Annotated in this window: 15 protein-coding genes and 1 pseudogene; 7 read left to right on the top strand and 9 right to left on the bottom strand. The window is 61.9% G+C overall.

Going from position 1 to position 15,122, the window contains the following annotated elements:
• Window positions 1-33: 33 nt before the first annotated feature.
• Together J3B00_RS26695 and J3B00_RS26690 are read left to right on the top strand one after the other, a co-directional pair.
• Window positions 34-741, top strand: a pseudogene (locus tag J3B00_RS26695) (SDR family oxidoreductase); the annotation flags it as partial.
• 63 nt (window positions 742-804) lie between these two features.
• The gene (locus J3B00_RS26690; RefSeq protein WP_245362831.1) at window positions 805-1,857 is read left to right on the top strand and encodes an SMP-30/gluconolactonase/LRE family protein; all 1,053 of its coding nucleotides are present in this window, start codon (window positions 805-807) and stop codon (window positions 1,855-1,857) included.
• Here the strand turns inward: J3B00_RS26690 and J3B00_RS16265 are convergent.
• The 5 genes from J3B00_RS16265 to J3B00_RS16245 form a co-directional block, all read right to left on the bottom strand.
• Window positions 1,847-2,797: a site-specific integrase gene (locus tag J3B00_RS16265; protein WP_209868702.1), complete on the bottom strand. Its 951-nt coding sequence runs from the start codon at window positions 2,795-2,797 to the stop codon at window positions 1,847-1,849. The genes J3B00_RS26690 and J3B00_RS16265 overlap by 11 nt on opposite strands.
• A 91-nt stretch (window positions 2,798-2,888) precedes the next feature.
• Window positions 2,889-5,219: an EAL domain-containing protein gene (locus tag J3B00_RS16260; protein WP_209868700.1), complete on the bottom strand. Its 2,331-nt coding sequence runs from the start codon at window positions 5,217-5,219 to the stop codon at window positions 2,889-2,891.
• Window positions 5,220-5,354: 135 nt separating this feature from the next.
• Complete coding sequence (locus J3B00_RS16255) at window positions 5,355-6,185, bottom strand: alpha/beta hydrolase (RefSeq protein WP_209868698.1); 831 nt, start codon at window positions 6,183-6,185, stop codon at window positions 5,355-5,357.
• 111 nt (window positions 6,186-6,296) lie between these two features.
• Window positions 6,297-7,292 (bottom strand): aldo/keto reductase, encoded by a 996-nt coding sequence (locus J3B00_RS16250; RefSeq protein ID WP_209868696.1) that lies wholly within the window; start codon window positions 7,290-7,292, stop codon window positions 6,297-6,299.
• Window positions 7,293-7,405: 113 nt separating this feature from the next.
• The gene (locus J3B00_RS16245) at window positions 7,406-8,257 is read right to left on the bottom strand and encodes a LysR family transcriptional regulator (protein ID WP_209868694.1); all 852 of its coding nucleotides are present in this window, start codon (window positions 8,255-8,257) and stop codon (window positions 7,406-7,408) included.
• 966 nt (window positions 8,258-9,223) lie between these two features.
• On the opposite strand from J3B00_RS16245, the gene J3B00_RS16240 reads away from it, so the two are divergent.
• Window positions 9,224-10,228, top strand: a complete 1,005-nt coding sequence (locus J3B00_RS16240; RefSeq protein WP_209868692.1) for a DNA-binding protein — start codon at window positions 9,224-9,226, stop codon at window positions 10,226-10,228.
• 56 nt (window positions 10,229-10,284) lie between these two features.
• Entirely contained in the window at window positions 10,285-10,461 is a 177-nt protein-coding gene (locus tag J3B00_RS16235; RefSeq protein ID WP_209868690.1) for a DUF6021 family protein, read from the top strand.
• A gap of 67 nt (window positions 10,462-10,528) precedes the next feature.
• On the opposite strand, the gene J3B00_RS16230 is transcribed toward J3B00_RS16235, so the two are convergent.
• Window positions 10,529-10,780 carry a hypothetical protein gene (locus J3B00_RS16230; protein WP_209868688.1) on the bottom strand — a complete coding sequence of 84 codons (252 nt, stop codon included), beginning with the start codon at window positions 10,778-10,780 and terminating at the stop codon, window positions 10,529-10,531.
• 25 nt (window positions 10,781-10,805) lie between these two features.
• Window positions 10,806-11,306 (bottom strand): DUF4142 domain-containing protein, encoded by a 501-nt coding sequence (locus J3B00_RS16225; protein WP_209868686.1) that lies wholly within the window; start codon window positions 11,304-11,306, stop codon window positions 10,806-10,808.
• A gap of 165 nt (window positions 11,307-11,471) precedes the next feature.
• On the opposite strand from J3B00_RS16225, the gene J3B00_RS16220 reads away from it, so the two are divergent.
• The gene (locus J3B00_RS16220; protein WP_209868684.1) at window positions 11,472-11,714 is read left to right on the top strand and encodes a hypothetical protein; all 243 of its coding nucleotides are present in this window, start codon (window positions 11,472-11,474) and stop codon (window positions 11,712-11,714) included.
• Window positions 11,711-12,505 carry an exodeoxyribonuclease III gene (gene xth, locus J3B00_RS16215; RefSeq protein ID WP_209868682.1) on the top strand — a complete coding sequence of 265 codons (795 nt, stop codon included), beginning with the start codon at window positions 11,711-11,713 and terminating at the stop codon, window positions 12,503-12,505. The genes J3B00_RS16220 and xth overlap by 4 nt, the downstream gene beginning before the upstream one ends.
• A gap of 34 nt (window positions 12,506-12,539) precedes the next feature.
• Here xth and J3B00_RS16210 read toward each other — a convergent pair whose 3' ends face one another.
• A complete protein-coding gene (locus J3B00_RS16210; RefSeq protein WP_209868680.1) occupies window positions 12,540-13,247 on the bottom strand; it encodes an MgtC/SapB family protein in 708 nt (235 codons plus the stop codon).
• Window positions 13,248-13,682: 435 nt separating this feature from the next.
• On the opposite strand from J3B00_RS16210, the gene J3B00_RS16205 reads away from it, so the two are divergent.
• Window positions 13,683-14,183, top strand: coding sequence for a sterol desaturase family protein (locus J3B00_RS16205; RefSeq protein ID WP_209868678.1), 501 nt, complete (start codon window positions 13,683-13,685; stop codon window positions 14,181-14,183).
• Here J3B00_RS16205 and J3B00_RS16200 read toward each other — a convergent pair.
• Window positions 14,173-15,078 carry a bile acid:sodium symporter family protein gene (locus J3B00_RS16200; protein WP_209868675.1) on the bottom strand — a complete coding sequence of 302 codons (906 nt, stop codon included), beginning with the start codon at window positions 15,076-15,078 and terminating at the stop codon, window positions 14,173-14,175. The two genes, J3B00_RS16205 and J3B00_RS16200, sit on opposite strands and share 11 nt — an antisense overlap.
• Window positions 15,079-15,122: the final 44 nt, after the last annotated feature.

The raw sequence follows: 15,122 nt of genomic DNA, 5'->3' as shown, positions 1-15,122 counted from the left end.
GAATGGGCAGCTCCTGAAGCCTCGGTCACGCGAATGGTGACCTCCGGTGATATCCAGGAGATATCAAGGTTGCATGCTTTTAGTATTAAGTCATTGATTTTTTTATTGTTATCGTTTGTGAATAAGAATTCGGGGGATTCGACGATGTCATTCACAAACAAAGTCGCCATTATCACCGGCGGCGGCCAGGGCCTGGGACTGGATTACGCCAAGGCGCTACTGGCCCGCGGCGCACGCGTGGTGATCAGCGACCTGGGGACTGACCGCGCTGGCGAGGGCGAGGATCAGGCACTGGTCACTGAGGTGGTGCGCAGTCTGCAAGCCGAAGGCGGCGAGGTGATTGCGCACATCGGCCGGCTGGATGACGAAGTCGGCTGCCAGCAACTGGTCGAGCTGGCGATTGCCCACTTCGGCGCGCTCGACATCCTCATTCACAATGCCGGTTGGGTCGGCTACCAGGACATCGAGGACCAGCAAGAGGCTTTTCTTGAGCGCGCCTTGGGCATCAGCGTGCATGCGCCGGTGTGGCTGGCCAAGCATGCCTGGAAGCACCTCAAGCGCTCTAGCGCTGCGCGTATCGTTCTGACCACTTCCGACCGCGCCATGTACCAGCGCTACGCGCAGCCTGGGCTGGTGGCGTATGCCGCCGGCAAGATGGCTCAGGTCGGCATCATGAACGCACTGAGCATGGAAGGCCTGGAGCATGGCATCCTGGTCAATGCGATTTCACCCGTGGCCAAGACCCGCATGTGGGGCGTAAGCCAGCCGCCTGAAGACCTCAAGCCCGAGTGGGTTACCCCAGGTATGCTCTATCTGGCCAGCGACATGTGCCGCGATACCGGCTATATCCTGCGGGCCAGCAATGGCCAGTTCACGGCCACCCGTTTTTGCGAGAACAGCGGCGTGACCTATCCGCGCGACTTGGCCCGGGTGCAGGCCGACAGCCTCGACGAAGTAGCGGCACGCTGGAGCCGGATCAAGGAATGCCACTACCAGCCGACCAAGGTCGCCCGCACCCGCGCCGACCTCGGTGAGAGCCCGGTGTGGGATGCGCGTAATGGCGTGTTGTACTTTGTCGACATCTCCGGTGGCCGTATCAACCGGCTAAACCGTGAGGGCGATGTCGATCAGGTCTACGCGTCTGCCGCACGCATCGGTGCGTTGGCGCTGACCGACCAGGGCAACCTGATGTTTACCGAAGACGCCAGTGTGGCCCTGCTCGACGTCGCCGAGAGCAAGGTCCGCCAGTACTCGCCGCCGGTGCATCATCGTTCCAGCTACCGCTTCAACGACGGTGCCTGCGATCCGCAAGGCAATTTCGTTACCGGCTTGATGGACGAGGGGCCGAGTGGCAAGACCGGCGCGCTGTACCGCTTCGATCACGAACTGCACCCTCAGGTGATCCAGCGCAACCTGTCCTTGCCCAATGGCCTGGCCTGGTCCGAGGATGGGCAGACGCTGTTCTTCGTCGACTCCGTGGCACGCTCCATTTACCGCGCGGCCTATTCGGCGGACGGCAAGCTGGGCGAGGTCACCTTGTTTGCCGAAACGCCGGCCGAGCTTGGCCGTCCGGACGGCATTGCGCTGGACCGCGAAGGTGGCCTGTGGGTGTGCCAGTTCAATGGCAGTTGCCTGTTGCGCTATGACCGCAACGGTTACCTGAGCGACCAGGTGCTGATGCCCGTGCCACGGCCGACCAGCTGCTGTTTTGGTGGGGAAGGCCTGGATACCCTGTACATCACCACCGCACGGTTTGGCATGACGCCGGCGCAACTGGTCGACTATCCCGATGCCGGTGACCTGTACATGATTCGCCCGGAAGTGCCCGGCATTCGCCGCCATCTGTTCAAGGAATGAGCGTGCGCGCTTGGTTGGCCGGCAACATCGCCAGGTCGCCGAAACGCTGCGCGGCATCGATGTAGCGCAGCGCTGACTTGGCGTCTTTCCAGCCGATATAACTCATCAGTGACTTCAACTCCCAGCCGTTGGCCGTGGCCCAGGTGGCGAAGCCGCGGCGCAGGGAGTGGCCGCTGTACAGCGCCGCCGGCACCCCGGCGCGCTCGAGCATGCCGCGCAGCAGCGCCACCAGGCTATTGCTGTTGAGCGGCGCATCGCCCAGGTTGCCCCAGCGGTCGAGCTTGCGAAACACTGGCCCGTGGGCGATACCGGCGACTTGCAGCCACTGCAGGTAGGCGCTGACCGGGCACAGCGCCTTCAGCGCCGGGGTACGGTGCTGTACGCCCAGCGCCTCGCGGTCGCCCTTGCTGCGTGGCAGGAAGAGGGTCAGGCCGACGCCGGCTTCAGCCTGGATATGCTCGATGCGCAGGCGCGCCAGTTCATCTCCGCGCAGGCCTCGCCAAAACCCCAGCAACAGCAGTGCCGCATCGCGCCGGGCGCGCAGCAGGGTGGGCAGGTCGTGGTTCTGCTCGGCCAGGCTGGCGTCTTCTTCAAAGCGGGCAACGGCAGTTTGCAGGTGCTGCAGCAGCAACGGTGCGGCCTGCTTGGGCGGCGCCGGGTGCAGGGTGCGGATACCGCGCAGTACCTGGCGCACCAGCGGGGCCTTGGTCGGGTCGGGAAAGCCTTGGCTGACGTGCCATTGGCTGAGTGCGGCCAGGCGTTGGCGCAGGGTGCTCACGGCATGCTGTTCGGCGTGCTCGACGAGGTAGCGGGCGATGCTGTCGGCGGTGGCCGGCAGAAAACCGCCCCAGCGCACTTCGAAGTGCTCGATGGCGGCCTGGTAGCTGCGCCGGGTATTGTCGCGAGTGGCGGCGCGGACGTAGCGCTCGATATCGGTCATGGCGGCGACGCAGCTGTGGTATGAGCTGACACGATAAACCAGCGGGGGCTTCAGAGAAACCTGTAGGCGCCGCAATTACAGGCTTTGTTCTCTATACGAAAGTGCATTCCTGCGTATTCGCGCTTTTGAACGGCGGGTAGTCGTGAAGCTGAGCAACCGACAACGGCCGGCTGAAGTGGTAGCCCTGGGCGATGTCGCAGCCTGCCAGCTTCAGGCATACCACCTGGTCACGGGTCTCAACGCCCTCGGCGACCACCTCCAGCCCCAGGCGCTTGGCGAGAATGATGGTCGATGACACGATCGGGCTGTCGTCATAGCTGTTACACAGTGGGGCGATCAACGCGCGATCGATCTTCAGCTTGCTCAGGGGCAGCGATTGCAGGTGAGCGAAACCGGCATAGCCGCGGCCGAAGTCATCCAGACTGACGCCAATACCGGCGTCACGAAGATCCTGCAGGTGGCCCAGTGCGGTGCCCTCGGGATCGAGGACGGTGGTTTCGGTGATTTCCAGCTCCAGGCGCTGTGGATCGATGCCGAGGCGGCGCAGATCGGCAAGCAGGCGCTCGCTGAAATCGCCCTGGCGCAGTTGCAGGGCTGAGACATTGACCGCCAGGCGTGCATCGATACCGCGCACGCGCCAGTTCACCAGCTCTTCACAGGCCAGGCGCAACACTTCCCAGCCCAGCTCGACGATGAACCCGCTGCGCTCGGCAACGTCAATGAAACGGTCCGGATACAGCAAGCCGAACTCGGGATGATCCCAGCGCACCAAGGCCTCGTAGCCAAGGACCTGAAGGGTGTCGAGGCGAATCTGCGGTTGGTAGTGAAGGACGAACTGGCGCTCCGCCAGCGCAGTGCCAAACGCCTGTTCGAGGGTAAAGGCGTGGATGTCGGTGACATTCAGCGACGGGTCGAAAAAGCGGTACTGAGCGCGGCCGGCCTGTTTCGCCGAATACATCGCGGCGTCCGCGCAACGGATCAGCGCATCGATGTCCTGGCCGTCCCGCGGACAAATGCTGACACCGACGCTGGGGCTGGTATTGACCTCCTGGCCGTCGAGTGAATAGGTGGCAGAGAGCTTTGCGACCAGGCTACGTACCCAACTGTCGATCTGCTCTTCGCTGCGCTCGCCGGCCAGCAGCACAACGAACTCGTCGCCGCCGAAGCGCGAGGCTTCGTCACCGTCTTCCAGCAGACGCTGGATGCGCCCGGCCACCGCTTGCAGGAGCAGGTCGCCGATCCGGTGGCCGAGCGAGTCGTTGATCGACTTGAAACGGTCCATGTCGATGAACAGCATCGCCAGCAGCCGGCGTTTGCCGCGTTGCCGGGCGAGGGTCTGGGCCGCCACTTCGACGAACTGGCGGCGATTGAGCAGACCGCTCAAGTGATCGGTGGCCGCAGCATGACTGCTGCGCCGGTGTTCGTCCTCGAGACGGCCGATCAGCTCCTGGTTGACCTGCTGGGCCTGCTCGAGCGCGCTGAATGCCTCTTGGCGCTTGCCCAGCAGGCGCAGGCTCCAGGCCAGGCTGGCGAGGATCATCAGGGTCATGCTCAGGTTGAGCCAGAACTGGCGGGTATAGGTCAGTGCCGAGGGACTGAGAATTTCATCGTGGCGCTGGCTGACCACCACGCTGAAGCCGCGGTCGGCGAACCGTCGATACAGGCTCTGGTAAGGGCCGTCGAACGCGTACTGGGTCAAGACACCTGCCTCTTGAGGGGTGTCCGGCAGTGTAGGAACGAGCGTATCCGCTGCCACCACCACACCGCTGCTGTCGATGCGCAGGCGCTCCTGGCCATCGTCCTGAAGCAGTCGTACCAATCCGCTGCGGCCAAGATCGATATGCTGGAACAACACTGCCAGGTAACCGATATCCAGCTGCACGACCAGGATGCCGTCGATCTCGCGCCCCGGCAGGTTGGTCAATGGCAGCAGAAAGGGCAGGCGCCAGTCGGGCAGTGCTGAAGGGTTGCTGTTGGGCGCGATGCGCGGCAAGAACGGCTTGAAACCGTAGCGCGAGACATGCGTCTTGAGTTGCTCCAGCCAGTCCTCGGGCAAACGCTGGGCTTCGTCGGCATGGCTGGCCGAGACCAGCTGGCCGCGTCGGTCATAGAGGCTCATGCGCTTGAATACCGGGTCTTCGGCGAGGATCCGCGCCAGGTTGAAGTTGCCTTGGCGCAGGGCCTTGATGTCATCCTGGGTGACGCGCCCGACCGCCTGTGCGCGGTCGACCAGTTGCCGCAGGCTTTCGCCAACGATACTGGCCAGATTGAGGTGTTCAGCGGCCTTGGCCGTTAGCGCGTCCTGGCGCGCAGCGTTTTTCTGGGTGGCGTGCAAACCCCAGAGAAACGCCAGGGTGACGGCGCAGAGCATCAAGATCAGAAGCGGCAGAAGGCCTGCGGAGGAGGGTGTGCGGCGGATCACTGCGGTTTTCCCGACCCTGGGTGGTGCTGGGAAAATACGACAGGTAGATGACAGCGGGATGACTAAGTGGCATTTAGCCTTCATCTGTTGATGACAGCGGGCCAGAGGGATGCAGCCCCTCTGGCCCTGTGGGCCTCATGCTTTCACGAATGCCAGCAAATCAGCGTTGATCACCTCGGCATGGGTAGTCGGCATGCCATGCGGATAGCCCTTGTAGGTCTTCAGGGTGCCGTTGGCGAGCAGCTCGGCTGAACGCGGTCCGGCGTTTTCGTAAGGTACGATCTGGTCGTCATCGCCATGCATCACCAGTACCGGGATCTTGATTCGTTTGAGGTCTTCGGTGAAGTCAGTCTGCGAGAAGGCAACAATCCCTTCATGGTGGGCCTTGGCCGAGCCCATCATGCCTTGGCGCCACCAATTGAGCACGACGCCCTCGGATGGCTTGGCGCCCGGCCGGTTGTAGCCATAGAACGGGCCCGCCGGCACATCATGGTAGAACTGCGCACGGTTGCTGGCGACCTGGGTCTGGAAGTCATCGAAGACCGACTTGGGCAGGCCTCCCGGGTTGCGCTCGGTCTTGACCATCAGCGGCGGTACTGCCGCAATCAACACCGCCTTGCTGACAGGGTCCTCGGGGTGGCGGGTGATGTAGCGCACCACTTCGCCGCCGCCGGTGGAGTGGCCGACATGCACGGCGCCGTGGATGCCCAGGTGCTTGACCACTGCAGCGACGTCGTCGGCGTAGTGATCCATGTCATGACCGTCCCAGACCTGGCTGGAGCGCCCGTGGCCGCGGCGATCGTGGGCCACGACCCGGAAGCCGTTGGCGAGGAAGTAGAGCAACTGGGCGTCCCAGTCGTCAGCACTCAGCGGCCAGCCGTGGTGAAAATGGATGACCGGGGCGTCACGCGGGCCCCAGTCCTTGTAGAAGATTTCGACGCCGTCTTTGCTTGTGACGAATCCCATGCTCGCTTCTCCTGTCTCAACGGGTTGCGTGCTGACCGGAGCGGCCGGCTGCTTTTCCAGCGTAGGTAAGGATGGCGGGTGTTCGACGGTATCGGATGAGTGGTGTGGGTCCTATTTGAAGCCTGTTACCGCATGCGGCACATAGGGGGCCTCCAGACGCGCCACCTCTTCATCAGACAATTCCAGCTCCAGCGCGGCAATGGCGTCATCCAGATGCCCTGGTCTGGATGCGCCGATGATCGGCGCTGACACCGGGCGCTGGCGCAGTACCCAGGCCAGCGCCACCTGCGCCATGGCAACCCCTCGCTCACCGGCGATCTGCTCGACCACGTCGATCACCCGTCCATCCTCGGCTTCAGTGCCTGCGTAGAAGGACTTGCCAGAGATGTCGGTGCGGGTGCGCTCGGTCTCTTGGCCGTTGGGTCGAGTCAGCCGCCCACGGGCCAGCGGGCTCCAGGGCAGGAGACCGACACCTTGATCGAGGCACAGCGGGATCATTTCCCGTTGTTCTTCCCGGTAGAGCAGGTTGAGGTAGTTCTGCATCGAGACAAACCGGCTCCAGCCATTGGCAGCTGCGACCTGCTGAGCTTTGGCAAACTGCCAGGCATACATCGAAGAGGCTCCGATGTAGCGGGCCTTGCCAGCCTTTACCACCTCGTGCAGGGCTTCCATGGTCTCTTCGATGGGGGTGTGATAGTCCCAGCGGTGGATCTGGTACAGGTCGACATGATCCGTGCCCAGCCGGGTCAGGCTCGCGTCGATGTTGGCAAGAATCGCCTTGCGTGAAAGGCCCTGCTCATTGGGTCTGGTTGAGCCTTCCCACATGTTCGCCGGGTAGAACACCTTGGTGGCGATGACCACCTCATCACGGCGGGTACATTCCTTGAGGAGCTTGCCCAGGATGATTTCCGAGGTGCCTGCCGAGTAGCTGTTGGCCGTGTCGAAGAAGTTGATGCCCTGGTCTACCGCGTGGCGGATGATCGGCCGGCTTTGCTCCAGGCCCAACGTCCACGGGTGGGTGCCGGCATCCGGCTCGCCGAAGGTCATGCCGCCCAAGCAAAGCCGAGAGATGTCGAGGCCGGTGTTTCCGAGTTTGACGTACTGCATCTGGGTGTCCTCTTGGTCATTGTTGCTCGGTGTCTGCCGAGCCATGGCGCAAGGTTAACGTCGACGGTCATCCGCGCAAATTCCCGCTATGTGCAGGCGATACCTGCAAAAATTCACAAGCGCAGCAGTGGCTTGACCTGTTCGATCAGAAAATCCGTCACCGCCTTGATGCGCGGCGTCCGGCGCACGTCTTCATGGACCGCCAGCCAGATCTCGATGCTCATCGAGTTGTCATCCTCGCCGGCAGGTTCCAGGCCGTGTTCGCGGGCCATGAACGCTGGCAGGCAGGCGATGCCGACACCACCGGCAGCCGCTTGGGCCTGGATGCGCAAGTCGTTGCTCTGCAGTGCGAACGGCCGACCGGCGGCCTGCTTGAGCAGCCAGAGCTGCTGCGGTGATTTTGCCTGGGACTCGTCATAGCCGATATACAGGCGCGGCTCAGGCCGGAGCAGGTAAGCGGCCGAGGCATACAGCCGGTAGTCGAGATGGCCGAGCAGACTGGCCACCAGCGTCGGTTCGGTCGGCCTGGCCAAGGCAATCGCGACATCCGCTTCACGCCGTGCCAGGGAGGCGCGCGACTTGCTGCCGACCAACTTGAGCTGCACATGCGGATAGCGCCGGTAAAGCTCGCCGAGCCTGCGCGCCACCATGCTGCCCAGCAGCGCGGGCGGGGCGGCAATCACCACTTCGCCTTCGACGGCCTGTTGGTCAGCACTGGCAAAATGCTCCAGCGCAAACGATGAAGCCAGCATCTGCTCGGCGAATTCGCCCACCCGGTGACCTTGTTCGGTGACGGCATAGGCCCTTGGCCGCCGGTCAACCAGCTTGAGTTGCAGCGAGGTTTCCAGCGAACTGATGCGCCGAGCGACGGTAGCGTGATCGACCCCCAGGTGTTTCGCGGCGGCCGACAGCGAACCGGCGGTGATGAAGGCAGAAAAGTGACGCAGGTCTTCCCAATCGAACATGACAGGCCTCTGGAGTGAGGCCTGATGATAACCGCATGTAAGACGATTGGGTTGGGAGTGGTCAGCCGGCAAGCTTAGGAATTGTGGGCTTATTCCCTGATGTGGTGGCTGCAATGGCCCCTTGCGCCCTTACGGCGGGTCCCTTCGCTCCGGTCTCCTGAAGTCGCGAAGGTACGGGCGGTGTCTGGGCTGGCGTTGTTTTTGATAGTGGCATGGGTGGTGGATATTCGGGCCTCTTCGCGGGGCAAGTCGGATCGCCGCACCGCCGCCCCTACAGGTACAGCGCCGAATTCAAAATTTGCGCAATCCCTGTAGGAGCGGGCTTGCCCCGCGAAGAGGCCGGTACTGCCAATGCAAATCGCAGGGCGCAGCCCTGCCAGCCACCCCACAAATCCGCTCGTAAACAAACAAAGCGAGAGCGCAGCGATTCGCCAGCCGTTGCCCTGGCTGTTGATCTTGATCTTGCTCTTGATCTACCAGCGACTTCAGGAGGCCGAGTGGAGGTCTTGCGCAGGGAGGTGGAGGCCATGGATGGCCGGAAAGCGCTGAGGCCCAGGATGGGCCGTACAGCGCGGTCCTCCCGGAGCAAGACCGGAGCGAGGGAACCCCGAAGCGCAGCGTAGGGGCCGGATGCAGGAGCAAGCGGTTTTTGGTTACTTTTTTCCAAGAAAAAAAGTGACCCGCCGTAAGGGCGGAAGGGGCCAGAAGCACCAGCACATCAAATGGATAAGCCCCCAACCTACAAGCCCCAGCCCCCAGCCCCCAGCCCCCGGCAATCCGTAAAGAACCTTGTATTTGATACCGACATCCTCGCCGCGACCGCTAATTCCACCCTAGAACGCGCATCACATGCGATAAGCCGTGATTATTGAATGTCAGAATCCCCTTGAAACCCTAGCTAAAAAACATCAAAATCAGTACGTAATTACATAGTACGTACCACATTACGAAATCGTAGGAGCAAGCATGGCCCGGGGCGGTATCAACAAGGCAGTAGTGCAGCAGGCGCGGCAAGCCCTGATCGCTCGCGGGGAAAACCCCAGCATTGATGCGATACGTATCGAAATGGGTAATACGGGCTCGAAAACCACCATCCACCGCTACCTCAAGGAGCTGGAAGCGCAGCAACCAGCTGCTCCATTGGCAGCCACCAGCCTCAATGAGCAGTTGGCGCGACTGGTCGCACAATTAGCCACACAGTTGAAACAAGACGGGGAGGCGCATATCGCCGAGGCCCAGGCGCAGTTCGACGAACAGTGCGAGCAGCTCCAGGCACAGCTGCAACTGGCGCAACAAGCACTGGCTGCCGCTCACCAACAGCAGCAGATCCAGGCCAGCGCGCTTGCGGCTGAATCAGAAAAACTCACGTCCACCTTGAGCACGTTGCAGGCCGAACAGTTACGCAGTGCCAGCCTTAACCAGGCGTTGGGCGAACTGCAGGTGCGCTTGACCGACAAGGACGAACAGATTCGCTCGCTGGAAGACAAGCACCGCCATGCCCGCGATGCCCTTGAGCACTACCGGGCCGCGAGTCGCGAGCAGCGTGAACAGGAACAACGCCGGCACGAGGCGCAGGTGCAGCAGTTGCAGGTTGAACAGCGCCAATTGCAGCAAGGGATGATCATCAAGCAAGAGGAGGCTACCCGCCTGCATCGGGATAACGAACGCCTGCTTGGCGAGAGCCGGCAGTTGGCCGCCGAGCGCGCGCTGGGCCACGAGCAACTGGAACAACGGGATGCCCAGGTGCAGGGGCTGCGTTCGATTCTGGCCCAGGCGCAGGGCGCCAGTGAGGAAATGCGCCGGCAACTGGACGTGCAAGCGCAGCAGCTGGAGCAGAAGCGAGAGATTTGTAACGAGCAGACCCAGCAATTGGCCTACCTGAAGAGCGAGCTGAAGAGCCGCGGCGCAGCGCTAGTGGCGTGTCAGGCGCGCCTTGCCAGCGAGATGCCGAAAGAGATCGATCCCAGATAAATCAAACTTTGCGACCTGGCTGGTTTCTTCCGTAGACATTAACCGGAGGCGATACCATGGCCACGCAAGCGCAACGCCCAAGCGGGCAGGACGATAAAGGTCCACATTCTTCAGAGCATTCGAGCAAAAACGATGAGCTGGGATTTGATCCTGATTCACCCGATGTGGATGATCCACAGGTAGATCCGCAGGGGCCGGCCAAGCCCCCGCGGGATGTCGAAAAGGAAGGTTGAACGGATGTCAGTGATGGCATCTTCACGGGCTTGCACCGTAAAGATGCCCTCATTGATTAAATGAAAATCAGCCCTCAGCCTGCTTGGCCGCTTCGACCCCTGAACTGGATAGCTTGATCGGATACTGAACGCTGATCTGGTGCTCAGTATCAACGGTGACGCTGCCATCGTGGATAAGGCCTTCATCCTGCAAGGTCTTGAGCATGCCAGCCACGACTTTTTCGCCGCGATAGTTATCCAGTACTTCCTTGCCCAGCCCCTGCGGATGCGCATGGAGCAAACGGGTGAGTACTTCCGAGCGGAGTGGATCGTTACTCATGGGTAGCTAGCCTCGCTGGTTCAGATTATTTACCGTGTTTGGCCTGGAGCTGCTTGGCATGTTCCAGGTGTTTTTGCAGCGTTGGCAGTGTGTCGCTGGCAAACGCCTTCAGGTCGGGCTTGTCGGAAGAGCTTGCCTCTTTGCTGAACAATTCCACGGCCTTTTCATGGGCATCGACCTGGTTATTGATGTACGACTTGTCGAACGACTCATCGCGCCATTCGAGTATCACTTTCTTGACCTTGTCGGTCAGTGCGGCTTCATCCGGCACGCTGATATCGTGTTTGCGGGCGATATCCCCGAGCTTCTGGTTAGCCTTGGTATGGTCGGTGACCATCTCTTGAGCGAAGGCCTTGATGTCGGCGTTCTGGCTTTTTTCCTGGGCCAGGTTACCCGTGACCACTTCGGCAATACCGGCTTCGGTTGCAGCATCGACGAAGTCGTCCGAGCTTGCGGCCAGCGCATGCGCCGAGGCCATGCCCATCGCAACGCACAGCCCGACGCGTTTGAGGAACAGGTTGTTCATGTCTATCTCCTTCTCGATGGCGCGACGTCAATGTCGCGTACGGTTGAGCGCAGCGCTTGGGCAAAGGTTTAATTTTTCTGCGCACGCAGCCCACTCAGGCAACGCGGCGGAACGTTGCCCGCAGTCTGTGCTCAGACATTCAAAGCTGACCTGGAGGAGCAGGGCATGAGCATTGATCGCAGTATTCCCGAGCTTGCCGCCTGGTATGCCCAGTACGACGATGAGAGCTACCGGCGCGAGTCACCCGATGCCTACCACCATGAGCTGATCCGCACTGCCGAGGCGCTGCGCGACGACGGCAACCTCGATTGGGACGATTGGCTGGCGCTCAAGGCGCTGGCTGACCAGGCCCATGTGCGCGCGTTGGAGGAGGCGGTGCAGGCCCATGTCGATGATCCCGACACATGAAGGCCTTGAAGATCGCCACCTTCAACATCAATGGTATCCGCAGTCGCTTGCCCGGCCTGCTGGCCTGGCTGGAACGCGAGCAGCCTGACATCGCCTGCTTGCAAGAACTCAAGGCGCCAGACAAGGACTTTCCCCGGGAAGCAATAGAGGCCGCGGGGTATGGCTGCCTGTTCCACGGTCAGCCGTCCTGGAACGGCGTGGCCATTCTGGCCCGTGGCAGCGAACCGCTCGAAGTGCGCCGGGGCTTGCCCGGTATGGAGCAGGACAGCCAGAGCCGCTACCTGGAGGCCGCAGTACACGGTGTACTGGTTGCGTGCCTTTACCTGCCTAATGGCAATCCGCAGCCGGGGCCGAAGTTCGATTACAAGCTCGACTGGTTCGAGTGCCTGATCGAGCATGCCCAGGGATTGTGCGCCAGCGCTCACCCTACGGTGCTGGCCGGCGATTTCAACGTGGTGCCGACCGACCAGGACATCTACAACCCTCGCTCCTGGCTCAAGGATGCCTTGCTTCAACCACAGTCGCGCGCCTGCTACCAGCGCTTGCTGGCGCAGGGCTGGACCGATGCCGTGCGCCACCTTCACCCTGACGCGCGGGTATACACTTTTTGGGATTATTTTCGTAAGCATTGGCAACGCAACGCCGGTCTGCGCATTGATCACCTGCTGCTCAACCCCGAGCTTGCCAAGTATCTGAAGGCTGCCGGGGTGGATGCCTGGGTGCGCAACGAACCCAAAGCCAGCGACCATGCGCCCACCTGGATCGAGCTGGGCTCACGCAAACGCCGCTAATACCTGCTGGCGATAGCTAAAGGTGCTGTTATCGTCAATCAGCCGACACCTCGCGTACCTGCCAACGCACCGCGCTGACACCTTTTTCCAGGCTGACCCGGCCAACCAGGCGTTCAAGCTGAACGGTTGCCTGCGGGTTGCCGAGTAGCTCGGCGCGTACTTCCAGACGCTGCGCGTCGGCCAGGTCTTCACTGTGCAGGGACTGCAGGCGCAAGCCAGGATCGCTGAGGGTGTGCAGCATCAGGCTGCGCACCTGGATCTCGTCCTCGCTGCGACAGACGATACGCACTTCAAAACGTTGCTCGACCTCGGTGGCCGGCAGTACTTCCTGCTGGTCGAGGCGTTGGGCGATATCTCTCAAGAGGATGTTCGCGCAGAGCACCACCAGGCTGCCCAATGTGGCCTCGAGCAGCAAACCCATGCTGCACAGCACGCCGACGGCGGCAGTACACCAGAGCGTGGCGGCAGTATTGAGCCCGCGCACATTGAAACCGTCACGCATGATCACTCCGCCACCGAGAAAGCCGATCCCGGAGACGACATATGCGGCAATCCGCGAGGCATCGGTTGGGGCCATTCCCGGGACCGCCTGAGTCATCAGCACAAACAGACAAGCGCCGGTGCTAACCAGCGCGTTGGTGCGCAGGCCGGTCAGGCGCTGACGCAGTTGACGCTCTGCGCCGATCAGGGCACCGAGCAGAAGGGCCACGCTGACGCGCAGCAGAAATACTTTCCAATCCATAGCAAACCTCTTCCACGGGCCACTGATGTGCCCGCTCAAGCGCCATCCAGCGACGGCGTGGAGAAAAACAGAGTGCGCAGGACCACCTGACCGTGCGCCTTGAAGGCGGTGGTTCAGAAAGGAAGGAGGGGAGAGATCGACCCATGCGGGCCGTGATCAACCACCGTCTACCGAGTGCGGCGAGACCGTGGCAGAAGGACTGCCGGACTAGCTCGCCGTGTGGACCTGTCGCAATCGACTGGGGCTACTGTCCAATGCAGGACTCCTGTGATGGGATGCATAATTGCGGGGCGCACGTTACGCCGCGCCCTGGGCGAGGTCAATGGCAGAAAGATGACAATCGCTTAATAGAGACGCTTCCTACATCTGCCTGGGCTGATACGGACTGCGGGCAGTGGTAATCTTGCGCCTTTCGTACCCACTGCGGATTTTCCCATGCTGTTCAATCTCGCCATCCTGTTCGGCACCCTGCTGGCCATGGAGGGCGTCGGCACGCTGGCACACAAGTACATCATGCATGGCTGGGGCTGGTGGCTGCACCGCTCACACCATGAGCCGCACCTGGGCGTGCTGGAGACCAACGACCTGTATCTGCTGGCGCTGGCGTTGATTGCCACCGCGCTGGTGGCCGTGGGCAAGGCCGGCTACGCGCCGTTGCAGTGGGTCGGCGGTGGTGTTGCAGGCTATGGCGTGCTTTATGTAGTGGCGCACGATGGCTTCTTCCACCGGCATTGGCCGAACAAGCCCCGGCCGCTCAATCGCTACCTGAAACGGCTGCACCGCGCGCATCGCCTGCACCATGCGGTGAAGGGGCGCCAGGGCAGTGTCTCGTTCGGATTCTTCTATGCGCCGCCGCTGCGCGTGCTTAAACGCCAGTTACGCGCGCGGCGCTGTGGCGCAGAGAAGACAGCCCGTCAGAACAGCGTTATTCAATAATCTGGCGTGGCGTCGCGCCTGGGCTGGCCTCGGCCTGCAGGCCGCGGCTGACCCACCAGCCAAACCCCGCCGCAGTAAAGAACATGATCAGGCTATAGATTGCCGCAGGCACCGCCATGGTTGCGTTGTTCAGCAACGACGGGCTCAAGGCCAGGGCAATCGCCAAGGTGCCATTGTGGATGCCAATTTCCATGCCGATCGCGATCGCCTGGCGCTTGGGGATCTTCAGCACGCGCGGCACCCAGTAGCCGAGAGCCAGGCTCAACAGATTGAACAGCAGCGCAGCGCCACCCACCAGCGGTGCGTAGTCGACTACGGTCTGCCAATCCTTGGCCAACGCCAGGACGATGGTGAACGCCAGAAACAGCGCCGCCACCAGCTTCATCGGTTTATCCATGCGGCCGGCAAAGCCAGGCGCCCAGCGCCGAATCATCATGCCCAGGGCCACCGGCAGCAGGACGATGGCGAACACTTGCATGACCTTGGCAAATTGCAGCGGGATCGCCTGGTCAGACTCCATGAACCAGATCAGCGAAAGATTGACCAGCAGCGGCATGGTCAGGATCGCAATCAACGAATTGACTGCAGTCAGGGTAATGTTCAAGGCCACGTCACCATGCGCCAAGTGGCTGAACAGGTTGGCCGTGGTGCCGCCCGGGGATGCTGCGAGCAGCATCAGGCCCACCGCCAGCGCCGACTCCAGGCCAAAGCCATTGGCAATCAGGAAACACACCAGCGGCAACAGCAGAAGCTGGCAGGCCAGGCCGATTACCACCGGTTTGGGGTATTTCACCACTCGGGCGAAATCGGCCAGGGTCAGCGACAGGCCAAGACCGAGCATGATGATGCCCAAGGCAATGGGCAGGACGGCGGTAAGCAGGGGGGAGGCGGTCATGGGCGCTGTCTCGAACGAAGGATTCCGAGCAGTGTAGGTGGCGG

The organism is Pseudomonas sp. BP8, assembly GCF_017875955.1.
Lineage (GTDB): Bacteria > Pseudomonadota > Gammaproteobacteria > Pseudomonadales > Pseudomonadaceae > Aquipseudomonas.
Note: the sequence above shows the minus strand (reverse complement) of the source record. Positions and strands in the feature narration are given on the sequence as shown.